The sequence below is a fragment of the Streptomyces phyllanthi genome (assembly GCF_009377205.1).
Taxonomy (GTDB): Bacteria; Actinomycetota; Actinomycetes; order Streptomycetales; family Streptomycetaceae; genus Streptomyces; species Streptomyces phyllanthi.
The window spans coordinates 1-15,556 of sequence record NZ_VJZE01000192.1 but is presented as its reverse complement, the minus strand read 5'-3'; the positions used below and the strand labels follow the sequence as shown (position 1 = coordinate 15,556).

The window sequence follows — 15,556 nt, the reverse complement described above, 5'->3', positions numbered from 1 at the left end:
CGGTGATCATTTCCAGCCACCCTTCCGCCGGGCGCCCCCGCCGAGTCGTCCCGCGTCTGTGACGGAACCGGGATGGCGCACCGCAACCGCGGTGGCCGAAAATGTGTCTCTGGGCGAGTGGCCCGAACGTTCGGAGCGGGGGTTCCGGCAGTGCGGCGGGCGGCCTTGGGGGGTTGGAATGAGCACGTGGGAAGTGCCCGGGTACACCGAGTCACTGGAGCTCGGAGCGGGGGCGAGCGGGCGGGTCGTCCTGGCCGTGCACGAGGAGAGCGGCGTTCCGGTCGCGGTGAAGTACCTCAGTGAGTCACTGCGGACCAGGCCGGGTTTCGTGCACGAGTTCCGGGCGGAGGCGCGGCTGCTCGGCGGACTGGAGAGCCCGTATGTCGCCGGGCTGTACGAGTACGTCGAGAGCCCGGACGGCGCCGCCATCGTGATGGAGCTGGTGGACGGTGTCTCGCTGCGGACCCTGCTGACCAGGGAGGGCCCGCTCGATCCCGAGGCCGCGCTCCTGATCCTCAAGGGCTCGCTGCTCGGTCTGGCCGACGCGCACCGCCTCGGTGTCGTCCACCGCGACTACAAGCCGGACAACGTCCTGGTCGTGCCGGACGGATCGTCCAAGCTCGTCGACTTCGGGATCGCGGTGGACGCCGGCACCAGCGTCGGTGTCGCGGGAACCCCCTCCTACATGGCTCCCGAGCAGTGGAGCGGCGAGCCCGCCTCTCCCGCCGCCGACGTGTACGCGGCCACGGCCACGTTCTTCGAGTGCCTCACGGGCCACAAGCCGTACTCGGGTGACAACTTCGCCGAACTCGCCCTGCAGCACCTCGACGCGCCGATCCCCGCCGAGGAGGTGCCCGAGGCGGTGCGGGAGCTGGTGCTGCGCGGTCTGGCCAAGGACCCGGAGGACCGGCCCACCCACGCCGAGGCGTTCGTCACGGAACTGGAGGCGGCGGCCGGCGCCGCGTACGGGCCCGACTGGGAGGAGCGCGGCCGCGGCCGGCTCGCCGCGCTGGTGGCACTGCTGCCCCTGCTGCTGCCCTCGGCCCGCAGTTCCCCGCAGACCACCACCGACACAGCGCGTACGGTCCTGGGCCGCGAACCGGGCCAGGGATGGGCGCGGTCGTGGCGGCCCGGCCGACCGGGCGTGCTCGTGTCCGGTGCGGCCGTGCTCCTGGGCGCCCTTCTGGCGTACGGCGTCCCGCAGACGCCCGGAGTGGACGCACAGCAGGCGGCGGAGGCCCTGGCCACCACCAGTGCCCAGCCGGGCGGGGAACCGGCCGGGCCCGCCTCCCCGAGCGCGTCGGACAGCGAGTCACCCAGCCCGTCGGACTCGGCCTCGGACTCGGCCTCGCCGACCACCGGTACCGACGAGCCCTCGGAGTCCGCCACCACGGATCCGGCCGAGGAGACGACGACACCCGGCGGGACGGTCACCGGGACGACGCCCACGACCGACTCCCCCGGCTCGCCGGCCGCTCCCGCCGTCAAGGACGTCGCGGTGTCGGCGTTCCAGCAGACGGGTCTCACGACCGCCACGGCGACCATCGACGTCACCACGGACGGCACGGGGCCCGTCTCCATCACCGTTTCGTGGTTCACGAGCGACACGGAGGGCAGGCTCGGCACCCCGGACGGCGCGCCCCAGACCTTCGACCGCAGCGGATCCACCCAGTACACGATCACCGTCGACCACACCTTCCAGGGCACGGGCTGCTACTGGGCGGTGCAGGCCACGACCACTCCGGGCTCCGCCGACGGCGGCGCCTCGCAGCAGCTACTGACGAGGCGGTGCATACTCCGATGACCGCGCCCGACAACCGCACGCCCGCGCCCGCCGACGACTGCGAGTCCACTCAGCGGCTCGGTTCTTCAGTTGAGCCCACTCAGCGGCTTGGATCGTCCGTCGAGTCCACTCGGCGGCTTGGATCGTCCGTCGAGTCCACTCAGGTGCTCGGTTCTTCCGTCGAGTCCACTCAGCGGCTCGGACGGCCCGGCGAGCCCACCCCCACCCTGCACCTCGGCGGCATCACCGACGCCACCGTCCCGAGCGACGCCACCGTCCCGGTTGATGCCATCGTGCCGGTCGACGCCCCCGCCCAGAGGGACGAACCCCCCTCCACCGACGACGAGTACAGCGCCACCGTGCTGGCCAGCCACTGGATCCAGAGACCCGAGCCGGAGGACACGGAGGACAAGACCCTCGTCGCCCCGCCCTCCACACAGGTCCTGTCGACGCCTCCGGCGCCTCCCACACTGCCGGACCGTGTCGAAGGCACCGTGCTGCGCTTCGGCCCGGGGGTCACCGCGGCCGTCGCGCACCGCACCCACAGGACGCTGCCCGCCGTACCACAGCCCTCCGCGCCCCCGCGCCGGAGTCCGCGCCGGCACGCCCTGCCAGCGTTGGTGCTGATCTGCGTCATCGCGTTTCTCGCCTGGCAGCGCCACGGGCCGTCCGTCGAGGTGCGCACGGTGGCGGCCACGTCCCGGCCGGCCGTCCTGGGGTGCGGCGACACCGCGGACATCGTCGGCCTCGTCACCACGAACGGCCGGCCCGGCACGCTCTCCTACCGCTGGATCCGCAGCGACGGCACCCGCTCCGGCGTCCTGCGCGAGGTGGTGGTCCGCGGCCAGCGACAGGCCCGCGTGCACCTGCTGTGGACCTTCCAGGGCAAGGGCAGCTACACGGCACGGGCCGAGCTGCGCGTCCTCTCCCCCATCCCCCACTCGGTCACGGCCCGCCTCACGTACGACTGCCCGTGATCCCCACGGTCGTGGCCGGTCCCGCACGCCCCCTACGGCACGCGCAGTGCCGGGAAGACGCCGAGCAGGGCGATGTCCCAGATCTCGGCGACCTGGGCCACCGTGCGCGTCCGCTTCTTCTCCGCGCTCCTGATGTCGTTGCGGATGTGCACCTCCGCGCCGGTCACGAGATGGGAGACCAGGGAGAGAAGCACACCCGGGTCGGTGCCGGGGCGCAGGTCCTGTTCAGGTACGCGGTCCAGCAGGTCCTCGACCACCGGAACCCAGGAGGACGGCCAGGGGACGGAGGTTGCCGCGCGTTCCCGGCTGAGCCGCGCGGCCGCCCGCACGACGGTGCTCTCCTCGAGGAGTCCGACGAGCGCCAGAGTGATGGCGACGACCGTCTCCAGTTCCGCCGTCCGGCTGCAGATAACCTGCTTCACCGCGTCACGGGTGAGCGAGACGCCGCGTAACTGCACCGCGTCGGCGAGGTCTGCCTTGGTACGGAAGTGGAAGGTCAGGGCGCCCATGGAGATCCCCGCTCCCGCGCTGACCCGCCCCAGCGACGTACCGTCGAAGCCCGCGCTGTCGAACGCCTTGGCCGCGGCCTGGATGAGGGACTCCCGGGTACGGGCCGCTCTTTCCTGCTTCACCATTGACTGCCTCCGGAGGGGAGCGGTGCTGTCCAGCCGGTGACGGCGAGGGGGCCGTCACCACGTAAATGTCGGACAGACGCATGGCCTTGGACCTCGAACCGGTCCACTTGGTGTGGTTACGTCCCAATAGCCGCTCGTATCTGCGTGACTTGCCGAAGTCGCATCGTGCCCGCGCGGAGGCCAGAAAGAAAGAGAACGTTCGCTATTCTTTGGGAATCGAGGTACGGAGCGGAGGGAACGCGCCATGGCCGAGCAGTACTTGAGTCTGTCGCCGCAGTTGCACAGCGACCCGCTGACGGCCTTCGCCGAGGCCCTCTTCGGGCACCTGCCGCGTGCCGACCAGCGACGCTGGGCCCATGGCTACCTCCGGGGGCTTCTGACGACTCCGGGCAAGAAGTCGGTACGGCGCCTGGCCGCCACCATCTCCACCTCGTCCACCGCCTCGCAGTCGCTGCAGCAGTTCGTCAACGCCAGCCCGTGGGACTGGGAACCGGCCCGCGAGAAGCTGACCCGGGTCGCGGAGCGGCACCTCACCCCCCTGGCCTGGACCGTCACCTCCGCCGTCCTCCCGAAGCGCGGCGCCCACTCGTGCGGTGTGCACCGGCGTTTCGTCCCCCAGGCGGGCCGCATCATCAACTGCCAGGTGGGCGTGGGGGTGTTCCTGTCCTCCGCCGGCACGCACCTGCCGGTGGACTGGCGCCTGATCCTCCCCGAGCGGTGGAGCCACGACGAGCGTCTGCGTGACCGCGCCAGGATTCCCGGCACCGCACGGCACCGGCCCTTCTGGGTGCACGCGCTCGACCTGCTGGACGCTCTCGCGTCCCGTACGACCCGTGCGCCGCTTCCCGCGGTGGTGGACATGAGCAAGCACATGGAGGCGGCCCGGCTGATCGGCGGTCTCAGCCGGCGGGGGCAGGACTTCGTGGTGGCGGTGCCGCTCGGCCTGCCCGTGCTCCCGCTGGGCTCCTGCCCCGCCCCGCCCGTGAACAGCCCCGCCGATCCGGGGACCGCGCAGGGGTGTGTGAGCGTCCAGCGGTTCCTCCAGAGGCTCGGCGCACGGCCCACGCACACCGCCGCGGTCACCCTGGAACAGGAGGTCACCCTGGAACAGGGGGACGCCCGCATCCTGTCCGCCCGGGTCCGTCTCCCCGGCGGCAGCCACACGTGCCACACGTACCGGCTGTTCGCCGAGTGGTGCCCCACGCGCCGCAGGCCCACCGGGGCATGGGTGTCCAGCCTTCTCGAAGAGCGCGTGGACCGGCTCATGGGCCTTGCCCGCCTGGACTCCGGAACCGCCGCGACCGTGAGCCGGCTCGAAGCGGACTACGGGCTGCTCGACTTCGAGGGCCGCTCCTACCCCGGGTGGCACCACCACATGACGCTGGTCTCGGCCGCCTACGCCTACGCCCGCCTCGCCACCACCCTGGCCCCGGACTCCGAGCCACTACCGTGGGCCGCGTGACGGCACCCCCGCACGCCGCTCACCGAGGAACGCCACGTACCAGGGCGCCGCAGCCGCGAGCCGGGCGAGGGGCCCAGGCCCCGCCGGGCACCCCGTGGCGCGCCAGATCTCCTCGCTGCGGTACCAGTGGTCGAGGGCGAGCAGCGAGAACTGGCGCTCGCTGATCCGGCCCGGTGTCTCGCGCAGGCGCCGTACACACACCTCCCAGGACCAGTCGTCCGTCACCTCCGGCAGCACACCCAGGCCGGCCAGCTCGGCCATCAGGGCACCGTTGCCGACGGGTCGCGGATGACAGGCGTGGTGGATGCCGGGGGGCGGGGCGGCCGGCGCCGTGGCCACGGTCGTGATCAGGCCGGCCAGGTCGTCGACGTCGACGAGGGACAGCAGTCCGCGCCCGCCGTCCCAGCGGGCCGGCACCCGCGCGACCAGTTCGGCCAGGGCGGGGACCACCCACCGGTCGCCCCTGCCCACCACCAGGCCGGGCCGCAGCACCGTGGCGCCCGCGGCCAGCATGTGGCGCTCTCCCTCCAGCCGGGTGGCGCTGGCCACGGAGACCGGCGCCGGCTCGATCTCGTTCACGGTGAGCCCGCTGTGGGGCCCGGCTCCGTACACCGCGGCCGTCGACAGATGGACGATCCGCCGGACGCCCCGGCGCCGGGCCTCGTGGGCGAGAGCCTCGGACCCCCGTACGTTGACGGCCTCGCACACGCTCGCGTCACCGTCGACGCGGGAGGCGAGGTGGACCAGGACATCGGCCCCGTCCAGCGCCCCGGACAGCGAGCCGGGGTCGGTCAGGTCGGCCGACCGCCACGACGGACCGGCCGCGGCACCGTCCCATCCCCCGGGCGGCCTGCGCGCCAGCGCGCGGACCTCGTCGACGCGACCGGCCGCGCGGGCTTCCAGGAGTCCGCGCAGCACCGCCGAACCGATGAAGCCCGTCGCGCCCGTCACCACCACCCGGCGCGGTCTCACCCGGTCCCCGCCGTCCCGCCGGCGGGGATGACGAGCGTCTCGACGACATCCGCCGGGGCCAGGGCCGGCAGCAGGCATCGCCACATCGCCGCGATCAGTTCGGGCAGGTTGGCCCGGTCGCTGGACACCTGCGACATGATCTGCGTCCCCGTGAAGGCGCCGACCACCACGCGCGCGAAGTCCGCCTCGTCGACGAAGGGGTGCAACTGCCCCTTCTCGCGGGCCTGGACCAGCTCCTGGCGGAAGCGGTCGATCCACCACTCGTAGATCGAGTACTCCTGAAGCCCCACCTCGTTCTGCTCCACCGCCAGCCGGACGCCGGCCCGCAACAGCGTGTTGGTCTTCAGCTCGACCGCCAGATACCCGGTCATGTCGAGGAGTTGCTGGAGGCCCGACTCGGTCTCCGGGAAGTCCAGGTCGGCGGCCTGTTCGAGGATGACGGCTCTGGCCAGGTCTTCCTTGGACTTGAAGTGGAAGTACATGGCCCCGGCCGTCAGACCGGCCCGCTCCAGGATCCGGCTGATGCTCGCCCCGGCGTACCCGGTCGTGTCGAACACCTCCGCCGCCGCCCTGAGCAGCCGTTCCCGCGTACGGACCGCACGTTCCTGTTTGTGTTGCGACACCGACTTGCCTCTATCCCTCGACAAACAAAAAGAACGACCTCTATGTTATTGCCCGACGGCCCGTCAGGCACGCCCGCTCCACACCGTCATCGGCAGCAGTTAGGGGAGAACTGTCATGTCGTTTCAGCTCGCGCGCCCGCAGGTGACCGAAAAATCGTCTCTTGTCCCCCAGGAGTACACACACAAAGTCAACCCGTCAGAAGTCCTCTTACACGACTGGTGCCGCACGGGAGCCGACTCGTTCGCGGTGTCCGCCCGCTGGCCCGCGGACCATGCCTTCTACACGACCCGGCTGGGGATGCACGACCCGGTGCTCCTGTGCGAGACGGTGCGCCAGACCCTGCCCCTCGTGTCCCACGGCGCGTACGAGGTGCCTCTCGGCCACAAACTGCTCTGGCAGGACTTCAGATGGAACCTGAACCCGGCCGCCCTGCGCCATGACGGAGACGTGGCCGACATCGACCTCCGCATCACGTGCACGGACGTCAGGCGCCGCAAGGAGCGCGCGTCGGCCGTGGCGATGAACGTCGAAGCCGTGCGGGGCGACACCCTCCTGGCCACCGCGACCACCCGCTTCGCCATCCAGAACAGTGCCGTCTACCTGCGTCTGCGCGACCAGTACGCGGACCTCGCCGGCCTCCATGTGATCCCCGTGGCCCCTCCGGCGCCGCCCCAGCAGCTGGCGCGCGACACCTTCGAGGACGTCGTCCTCTCGCCGACCGACACACCAGGGCGCTGGCAGCTGCGCGTCGACACGACGCACCCCATCCTGTTCGACCACCCCGTCGACCACGCGCCCGGCATGCTGCTGCTCGAAGCCGCGCGCCAGGCCGCCCAGGCCATGGCGCACCCCCGGGCCTGCGTGACCATAGGCATGGACACCGTCTTCGTCCGCTACGCCGAACTCGACTCCGCCTGCTGGATCGAGGCGACCCGTCTCCCGGACGACCCGGCCGGCAACCGGAGGGTGCGGATCACGGGAGAGCAGCGTGGCAGGGACGTGTTCTCCTCCGTCGTGACCGTCGGCCCCGTGCCGGGCGCCGGACCGGGTCCTGTACCGGGCCCGGTACAGGACCCAGTACAGGGCGACTGATCCACCTCGCGCACGGGCCCGGGCACGGCGGAGCCCCCGTACGCGACCGACGGTGTCGCGTCAGGTGAGATCGATCAACCCGAGCCGGGCGGCCTCGCTGACGGTCCCGGCGCGGTTCTCGGTGCCGAGCTTGCGGTAGATCCGTACGAGATGCGTCTTGACCGTCGCCTCGGCCAGGAACAGGGTGCCCGCGATGGCCCGGTTGCTGTAACCCCGGGCCAGCAGCCGGACGACCTCGGTCTCCCGCTCGCTGAGCACCGGCCCGGGCTCGACCGTGTGCCCGACGAAGCGTGCCGCGGCTTCCGGAGCCAGCCCCATGCCTCCGGCCGCCGCGGCGCGTACGGCGCGGAACAGCTCCTCGGGCGGGCCCGCCTTGAGGACGTAACCGCGGGCGCCGGCCTCCACGGCCCGCAGGACATCGGCCTGACGGCCGTAGCTCGTGAGCATCACGACCCGTGTGCCGCTGGAGGCCGCGAGGATCCGGCGGGTCGCCTCGATGCCGTCGCCACCGCCGTCTCCGCAGCCGTCCCCGTCTCCGGTGTCCGACAGCCGCAGGTCCATCAGCACCACGTCGGGCCGGAGCCGGCCCGCCAGGCGCACCGCGTCGGTCCCGTCGCCGGTCTCGCCGACGACGTCGAAGCCGGGCTCGCCTTCGATGAGGGCGCGCAGCCCGGCCCGTACGACGGTGTGGTCGTCCACGATCAGGATCCGCAGCGGCGGATCGGGAGTCTCGGTCATCCGCAGCTCACCGTGCGCCGACCGGGACGCGGTGGACGCGGTCCTCGGCCGGCAGCGCCGCCCGGACGCGCGTGCCGTGTCCGGGTGTGCTGCGGACGGTGAGCGTGCCGCCGAACGCGCCCAGCCGGTCGCGGGCGGCGGCCAGTCCGAAGCCCCGGCGGGTGCCTGCCGCCCGGGTGCCCGTCGTCCGGGCGGCGGCCGGGTCGAAGCCCACTCCGTCGTCCCGGACCTCGACGGCGGTCGTCGCCCCGCCGCCGTACGTCAGGGTGACGTGGACGTGGGTGGCCCGCGCGTGTTCGCACGCGTTCGCCAGCAGGCCCTGGGCCACCCTCAGCAGGGCCACGGCCCGCTCGGTGGGCAGGGGGTACGGCTCGGGCCCGGCCTCGGCACGGAAGGTGATCCGGGGAGCCCGGGGCGCGGAGCCGGTACGGGCGCACGCGTCGCGCAGCGCCGCCTCCAGACCGTCCCGGGCGAGGACGGGCGGGGTGAGGTCGTCGATGATGCCGCGTGTCTCGGTGAGCTGCTCGCCGAGCGCGTCGGTGACCGCGCGGACCCGCCGCCGGGCCGCGTCCGGGCGGTGGTCCCAGTCCCGTTCGGCGGCCTGGAGGAGCATACGGCTGCCCGCGAGCTCCTGGGCGAGTGTGTCGTGCAGGTCCCGCGCGATACGGGCCCGCTCGGCGAGGCGGCCGGCCTCTCGCTGCCGTCGCGCCAACTCGCCCCGAGTGTCGGCCAGTTCGCGGTTCAGCCGCTGCTGGGTGCGGTAGAGGACGGCGGTGGCCAGGACGGCGGCCACCGGCGGGGCCAGCACATCGGGGTCGAGTGCGCCGCCGACACGGACGAGGACCGCCACCAGCAGCGCCATGATGGCGCCGAGCGCCACGGCCCGCACCGGACGGGTCGGCATCCGCACCGCCAGGACGGCCAACGGGACGGCCAGCCACGCGTACCCGAAGGCGAGTTGGACCGGGAGCACCCAGGCGACCCAGGACCACAGCAGCAGGAGCAGGCCGAGCCAGACCGGTCGGCCCACACCGCTCAGCCGGTCCCACCGGGCGAGCCCGGCGACGTACAGCAGGGCCAGCGCGGTGGTGGGCGGCGCGACGGACCAGCACAGCCCGCTGTTCAGCCTCACGAGGCGTACGAGGGTGCCGGCGACGGCGACCAGGAACACCAGGTGGGGGAGGTGCCGAGCCGATATGGGGAGCCGGCGTGAGACGAGAGGGGTGGCAGGCACGACGGTGGCTCCCTGGACGGCCGGTGGGGGGCGACGAGGCCGTCAGGATTGTAGGGAGCCGCCTGTGTGACCGCTGTAAGCGCACGCCCGAACCGGGTGCTTCGAGCGGGCGCGCACACGGCCAGGGCCCCGGAAATGATCCCGGGGCCCTGGCCGTGGTGGTGGTTCAGGAGCAGGGGACGTCGACCTGGTGGGTGCGCGTTCCCGAGTCGATGTCGGCGCTGTCCGTCCAGTAGGGCCCGTGCTGGCGGAACCTCACGGTGACGGAGTACGTGCCGCACTCGGCCATCGCGGCTCCACCGGCGACGTCGTCCGTCGAGCCGGAGCGGGACTTCTGCGAGAGCGTGACGATGTCGTAAGTGAGCCGGTAGCCCTTGGCGTTGGTGACCGTGCCGTCGGCGCGCCACGACGCCGGCCAGTTGCTGCTCGCGTTGTACCAGGCCCCGCCCCAGTAATAGGTGTTCCTGTCGGTCTCGGCCCGGAGTGTGACTTTCTGCGCGGCGGTGACGACAAGGCACACCCGGGCGTCGGCGTACGTCCAGCCCTGAGCGCCGTAGTGGCCCTCCCACGGCGTGCAGTACGTGCCCGCGGCCAGCGGCTGCGCGGCAGCCGACCCCGGCGTCCCGGCGGCAATGCTCTCTCCGGGTGAGCGGCAGGGCAGCGGCGCGTCAACTGCCCTGGACGGCAAAGGCCGTACGGGGCGGCACCCGCGTGAAGGCGTCAAGGCGCCGCCCACGGCCGGGCGTTACCGCCCCGGGTGGAGACCGAGCCACCCCGGCGTCGGGTCGCCCTTCACCTCACCGAAGTACAGCGCGAAGGTCTGCTTCAGCCGCTCGATCGCGGCACGGTCCTCCATGAACCGGGGGAAGCCCTCCAGATGGGCGTCCGGGTTCTCCCACACCGGCTTCAGCGAGGCGTTCGGGACGACGTCCGTACGGACCGACCAGCCGTTGAAGCTCGCCTTCTGGCGCTCCTCGGACAGCGCCCAGTTCAGGTACAGCTTGGCGGCCGTCGGGTTGGCGGCCTGCTTCAGGATCGCGGCCCGCTGCCCCCATGCCATGAAGGGGTGCCCCACGGGTGCCACCCACTTCACGGTGGTCGACGTGGAGACCGCGCTGCCCGCCCCGCCGACCCCGATGATCTTCTGCTTGCCGTTGACCGCGGCACCGGGGGTGTGGGAGCCACGGGCGAACTGCGGCTGCTGTGCGGCGAAGTCGGCGACCCAGTCCCAGCCGTACGTCCGCTGGTAGAGGGAGAAGAGGTAGAGCACCGCGTCGTCGTCGTGCGGGTAGGAGGAGGCGATGGCGCCCTTCCAGCGCGGGTCGACCAGGTCCAGCGGGGTCTTCGGCGCGTTCGCCCCGGCGGCCTGGATGTCGTACATGAAGCTGAAGGCGATGACCATCAGCGCCGTCCACGCGCCGTCCGGGTCCCTGAACCCCTTGTGGACCTTGGAGAACCCGGCGGGCTTGTAGCGCAGCAGCCGCCCCTGCCGCTTCCAGCGGGTGAAGTCCTGGAGCGTCTGGAGCTGTACGACGTCGGGGACCAGGGTGCCGGTCGCGAGCTGGTTGTCGACGCGTACGTCGTGGTACTTGCTGTAGTCGACGACGACCGTCAGGTCGATGCCGGGGAAGCGGCTGCCGAAGGCGGTCCGCACACCGGCCGCCTGGCCGTCGACGTCCCCGCCCTGGTAGAGGACGAGTTTGCCGCCCTCGGCGAGCGCGGCCTCGTACAGCTCGTCGAGGGAGCGCTTCTCCTCGGGGACGGCCGCGAGCGACGAGGCGGTGTCCGGGGCGGCACCGTACGCGCTCGGCGCGCCGGCCGCGACGGCACCGCCGAGCGTGACACCGGCCCCGGTGGCGAGCAGCCGGCGCCTGCTGAAGTCCCTGGACATGTGGGGGGTCCTCCTGCCTGTTCCACCGCCACATCCCGTACGCGGCGGCGCGGCCAGTCTGCCGACGGGAGCCACCGCTCCGCGTCGTCCACACGTCGTCCGTCTGTTCAACCGTTCGATGGAACGGGAGCCGACTGCCCGGGCGTCAGAACGTGCCGCGGCGCAGGGTCAGCCGTACGTTGCCCGCCTTGTCGGTCTCCTCGGTGAGGATCTCGTAGCCGTGCTCCTCCGCGAAGGAGAGCGCGCTCTCGTGGCCGTACGTCTGGGTCAGCCGCCGCAGCCAGGCCTCGTTGAAACGCCTCCGGTCGTAGTCGCTGATGATGGCCTGGAAACCGTCGTCGCCGGCGCGGGCGAAGCCGATGTCGTTGCTCGCGGCGCCGACGCACTGGCGCCGGATGATCACCTCCGCCCGCTGGCTGCGGCGGTCGCCCTGGTACCCGTACAGCGACTGCGGCTCCGGGTGGCTCTCGACCTGGTCGAAGCCGAGCTTCCGCAGGGCGCGTACCAGCGTCTCCTGGTCGTGCAGCGAGGTGCGGACACGGGTGTAGTGGGACACGGTGACTCCTTCAGGCGAGACGCACGATGGGTTGCCGGTCGAGGACCCAGACACGGCGGTCCAGGTCGAAGGCGGACACGGTGAGGCGCTTGTGCGCGTCGATGCGGAAGTCGACGCGGAACCGGTCCGCGCCCGCGCGGGCGGGCGGCTCCGCCTCCAGGAAGGTCGGGTTGTCCTCGTTGAGCCAGAGCTGTGACTGCTCCTGCCGGTGCTGGGCGGTGACCGCGACCGTGCTCGCCCCGCCGTCGGCGTCGAACACGATCTCCAGATCGGCGCCCGCGTCCCGGTAGGTGGCGTGGGCCAGTTCGTAGACGGCGAGCCCCAGGTTGCGCTGGCCGTCCCGGATGGCCTTGATGGTGAGGGTCCGGATCGGCTCCGGCGTCGGGTACTCGCTGCCCGCGCGCACCAGCGGCTCGAACTCGTAGACCCCGGTGTCGCGGTTGACGTGCCGGATGGCGTAGTCGTGCTGGATGTGGTCGTGCAGCTCGTAGCCGCCCGCGATACCGGCGGCCCCGGCCGCCACCGCCTCCAGCGGACGGTCCAGACGCAGCACCTCCGGCGCGAACTGCCAGCGCAGCAGCTCCTGGACGGCCGGAATGAGACTGGAGCCGCCGACCAGGAACACCTGGGAGATCTCCTCGGCCGGGTAGCCCGCCGAGGACGCGGTGTCGAGGGTCTTGCGCAGTGCCCTGCCCACCCGGCCGAGGACGTCCCTCTCCCGCAGCAGGGTCTCGAAGTCACCGCGCGAGAAGTCCGTGCGGTACAGCTCCCCGGTCTCGGGATCCGTGGCCTCGACCACCGCGTTCGTGGTCTGGGTGAGCGTGGTCTTGGCCGCCTCGGCGGAGCGCAGCAGCCGCCGGAACACGCGGTTGTACGCCGCCGTGTCGCCCAGCGGCACCCCGGTGGTGTCGGCCGCGTGCTGGGCGATGAGCGCGTCGATGTGGTTGCCGCCCAGGTCGGCCCCCGCCTTGGCGATGGCCCGGACTCCGGCCCCGCCCCCGGTCGCGGACGGCTCCTGCACCCGCACCACGGAGATGTCCAGCGTGCCCGCGCCGAAGTCGAAGACCATGAACGCGTCCCCGGGACGGAGCCGGGCGCTGTAGCCGACCGCGGCGGCGGTCGCCTCGTCGACCACGCGCAGCCGGCTGAGCCCCGCCGTCTCGCCGACCTCGCGCACCAGCCAGTCCCGGTAGGTGTCGAAGGCCTCGACCGGAGCGGTCGCCACGATCTCCAGATCGTCCGTGCCGACGGCGAGCGTGGCGGCGGCCATCACGTCGCCGAGGAACTGGGTGGCCGCTTCCCGGTTGCTGATCCGGCGCCCGCCGACGGTGCGCGGGATGTCGATCGACTGCCCGGTGACGCTGCTCTTCGTGGACTGGAAGACGGCCACCGCCGGATCGTCCAGCAGAGCCGCGTCCCGCGCGACGGCCGCACCCGTCCAGCGCCGCTCGCCGTCCGCCGCGAAGGCGATCAGTGACGGGACGACGCGCTGACGTATGCCGCCGCTGCCGTCGCGCAGCAGGTCGAGCCCCTCCAGGGGGATGGGCTCACCACGGTCCAGGGCGTGGTCCCATCCGGCGACCACGGTGTTGGCGGTGCCGAAGTCGATGCCGATACGCGTCGTCACGGGCCGCGTCCCTCCTCACAGGCTGATGTCGTACTCACCGGCGGACAGGGCGGCCAGGTCGCCGGTCCTACCGATCTCGATGTCGAAGCGGAAGCGGTACTCCAGCAGGTCGTGCAGGATCCCCAGGTACTCCCGTGCCTGGGCGGGCAGATCCCGGGCGGTCCGCGCGCCGGCCACGACGCCCAGGTCCGCGGGGACGCAGGCCACCAGGGGCCTGCTGATCAGCGAGGGCAGCGTCCAGGTGCGCAGGTCGTACAGGTCGGTGTAGCCCTCGTCGTACCCGATGGCGAGGAACTCGCCCTTCGGGGAGAGATGGGCGCTGGTGACCGAGGCCCAGGTCTTTCCCGGCTCGGACGTCCACTGCTGCTCCAGCGACCGGGCGTCCAGGACGAGGATCTGTCCCCTCTCGTCGACGAGGACGACCTCGTCGCGGCCCGGCAGCGCTTCCAGGCCGCGGACCATCCCGGCGTTGACGGCGCCGGGGACCAGGCGTCGGCCGTCGCGTCCCAGCTGCTGGACGGTGCCGCGCTTGCTCGCCACGACCAGCGAGTCGGGGCCGGTGAACACCGCCCTGCCGATGATCATCCCGCCGTCGCCGCGGGCCAGGACCTCGCCGGCGGTGCCGTCGGTGACGGCCAGCTCCCGGGCGAGGACCGCCAGACGGCCGGACTCCAGATGCGCGGTGACCGCCCGGGGCCAGTCGCGCCAGGGGTGCAGGCCGAGTTTCTGCAGGGGGACCACCTCGACGGTGCCGTCCGGTGCCCCCAGCAGGATCCGGCCCTTGCGGGTTCCCGCGGCGAAGGCGCCGTCCGTGGTTCTCAGGGTGAGCGCGGTGAGGGGGCCGGGCTCCCGGTGCAGCACCTTGTTGCCGCCGCCGGCGCAGCGTACGAGCCGGCAGGGTGCCTGGCCGTTGTTGGTGCGCTCACCGGCGACGAACGAACCGCCGCCCGTGTGCACCACGTACCCGACCGAGGAGTTGAAGCAGTCGTAGCGCTCGATCAGCCGCCCCTGCGTCAGGTCGACGACCCCGGCGACCTGGTGCGTTCCGGCGATCGCCAGCAGGGGCGCGTCGGGGGCGAAGGAGACGTCGTTGACCCGGCCGTGGAACTGGATACGGCTGCTGTGCGAGATCGCCGGCCACCAGTCCGTCAGCCCTCGCACCGACCTGCGCCCCGACTCGGGGTCGGCCCGCCGCATCATCTCGAAGACCCGGCGGCCGTCCTCGTCGCGCGGCACCCAGTCCCCGAAGAGCCCCATCAGCCCGAGCCCGATGGACGGGGCCACGTCCTGCACCGTGCTCCACAGCTGCGGCCACTCGCCGCGCGCCGCGAGCTGCCGGGCCAGATACGTGAGCTCGGCCTCGTCCATCTCCGGGATCCGCGTCCGCCGGTCCCTGCCCACGAGGACCCGGACCAGGTCCAGGCCGCCGGTGGCGCGCATGGCCCGCTGCAGCAGGGTGCGGGTCTCCCGGTCGGCGGAGGCGTAGGCCAGCTCCAGCAGCCGGCCGTCGGGGTCCATGCCCCGGTACTGGTCCAGCTGCCCGGTCAGCAGGAAGAACACGACCCGGCGCACGGGGTCCTTCGGCGCGAGCCGCTTCTCGACGCACAGCGGCACCAGCGCCAGGTCGGACAGCGCCGCGTCGCACAGGGCCTCCACGAGCTCCGGTGAGAGAGCCGCCAGGATCTTGCGGCGGGCCATGTCCCCCAGCGGATGGCGGGTGCGCGTGGCCGCGCGGAACAGGGCGTCACGGGTGGCCGCTCCGGCCAGCCGGGAGGCGTCCGGCTCCAGTACGACGAGACTCGCGCCGCGCTCCGGCTCCCGCGGCGCGGGAGCCTGCCACGCGGACAGGGCGGTCAGCAGCCGCTCGTCGGGGGAGCGCAGCCAGGAGGCCCACAGCGCGGTCAGCACCCCGGCGGGCGGGGGTGCCGGGCTGCGCAGGAGCACGGAGGTCAGCGGGGGCAGATC

The 15,556-nt window shown here is 72.5% G+C and carries 14 protein-coding genes; 4 read left to right on the top strand and 10 right to left on the bottom strand.

Annotation, left to right across the window (positions count from 1 at the left end; all coding sequences use genetic code 11):
- Window positions 1-178 precede the first annotated feature (178 nt).
- Both FNH04_RS24775 and FNH04_RS47865 read left to right on the top strand, forming a co-directional pair.
- A complete protein-coding gene (locus tag FNH04_RS24775) occupies window positions 179-1,804 on the top strand; it encodes a serine/threonine-protein kinase (protein ID WP_152787811.1) in 1,626 nt (541 codons plus the stop codon).
- Window positions 1,801-2,760 (top strand): hypothetical protein, encoded by a 960-nt coding sequence (locus tag FNH04_RS47865; protein WP_228031601.1) that lies wholly within the window; start codon window positions 1,801-1,803, stop codon window positions 2,758-2,760. The genes FNH04_RS24775 and FNH04_RS47865 overlap by 4 nt, the downstream gene beginning before the upstream one ends.
- A 32-nt stretch (window positions 2,761-2,792) precedes the next feature.
- On the opposite strand, the gene FNH04_RS24765 is transcribed toward FNH04_RS47865, so the two are convergent.
- A complete protein-coding gene (locus FNH04_RS24765; protein ID WP_152787809.1) occupies window positions 2,793-3,395 on the bottom strand; it encodes a TetR/AcrR family transcriptional regulator in 603 nt (200 codons plus the stop codon).
- Window positions 3,396-3,639: 244 nt separating this feature from the next.
- On the opposite strand from FNH04_RS24765, the gene FNH04_RS24760 reads away from it, so the two are divergent.
- The gene (locus tag FNH04_RS24760) at window positions 3,640-4,857 is read left to right on the top strand and encodes an IS701 family transposase (protein ID WP_152787807.1); all 1,218 of its coding nucleotides are present in this window, start codon (window positions 3,640-3,642) and stop codon (window positions 4,855-4,857) included.
- On the opposite strand, the gene FNH04_RS24755 is transcribed toward FNH04_RS24760, so the two are convergent.
- On the bottom strand, window positions 4,840-5,829 hold the full coding sequence (locus tag FNH04_RS24755; RefSeq protein ID WP_322723763.1) for an NAD-dependent epimerase/dehydratase family protein: 990 nt from the start codon (window positions 5,827-5,829) through the stop codon (window positions 4,840-4,842). The genes FNH04_RS24760 and FNH04_RS24755 overlap by 18 nt on opposite strands.
- Window positions 5,826-6,452, bottom strand: coding sequence for a ScbR family autoregulator-binding transcription factor (locus tag FNH04_RS24750; protein ID WP_322723761.1), 627 nt, complete (start codon window positions 6,450-6,452; stop codon window positions 5,826-5,828). Before FNH04_RS24750 ends, FNH04_RS24755 begins: the two co-directional genes overlap by 4 nt.
- Before the next feature lie 115 nt (window positions 6,453-6,567).
- Between FNH04_RS24750 and FNH04_RS24745 the strand changes: the two genes are divergently transcribed.
- Window positions 6,568-7,545: a ScbA/BarX family gamma-butyrolactone biosynthesis protein gene (locus FNH04_RS24745; protein ID WP_152787801.1), complete on the top strand. Its 978-nt coding sequence runs from the start codon at window positions 6,568-6,570 to the stop codon at window positions 7,543-7,545.
- Window positions 7,546-7,605: 60 nt separating this feature from the next.
- Here the strand turns inward: FNH04_RS24745 and FNH04_RS24740 are convergent, their stop codons facing one another.
- From FNH04_RS24740 to FNH04_RS46670, 7 genes are all read right to left on the bottom strand, one after another.
- Window positions 7,606-8,283 carry a response regulator transcription factor gene (locus tag FNH04_RS24740; protein ID WP_152787799.1) on the bottom strand — a complete coding sequence of 226 codons (678 nt, stop codon included), beginning with the start codon at window positions 8,281-8,283 and terminating at the stop codon, window positions 7,606-7,608.
- A gap of 7 nt (window positions 8,284-8,290) precedes the next feature.
- The gene (locus FNH04_RS24735; RefSeq protein WP_322723759.1) at window positions 8,291-9,517 is read right to left on the bottom strand and encodes a sensor histidine kinase; all 1,227 of its coding nucleotides are present in this window, start codon (window positions 9,515-9,517) and stop codon (window positions 8,291-8,293) included.
- Between the two features lie 166 nt (window positions 9,518-9,683).
- A complete protein-coding gene (locus FNH04_RS24730; RefSeq protein WP_152787797.1) occupies window positions 9,684-10,205 on the bottom strand; it encodes a hypothetical protein in 522 nt (173 codons plus the stop codon).
- Between the two features lie 57 nt (window positions 10,206-10,262).
- On the bottom strand, window positions 10,263-11,408 hold the full coding sequence (locus FNH04_RS24725) for an ABC transporter substrate-binding protein (protein ID WP_152787795.1): 1,146 nt from the start codon (window positions 11,406-11,408) through the stop codon (window positions 10,263-10,265).
- Between the two features lie 145 nt (window positions 11,409-11,553).
- Window positions 11,554-11,964 (bottom strand): DUF1257 domain-containing protein, encoded by a 411-nt coding sequence (locus FNH04_RS24720; protein WP_322723757.1) that lies wholly within the window; start codon window positions 11,962-11,964, stop codon window positions 11,554-11,556.
- Window positions 11,965-11,974: 10 nt separating this feature from the next.
- Complete coding sequence (locus FNH04_RS24715; protein ID WP_152787793.1) at window positions 11,975-13,591, bottom strand: Hsp70 family protein; 1,617 nt, start codon at window positions 13,589-13,591, stop codon at window positions 11,975-11,977.
- 15 nt (window positions 13,592-13,606) lie between these two features.
- Window positions 13,607-15,556 (bottom strand): hypothetical protein (locus tag FNH04_RS46670; protein WP_194236802.1); only part of this gene is annotated, 1,950 nt, incomplete at its 5' end.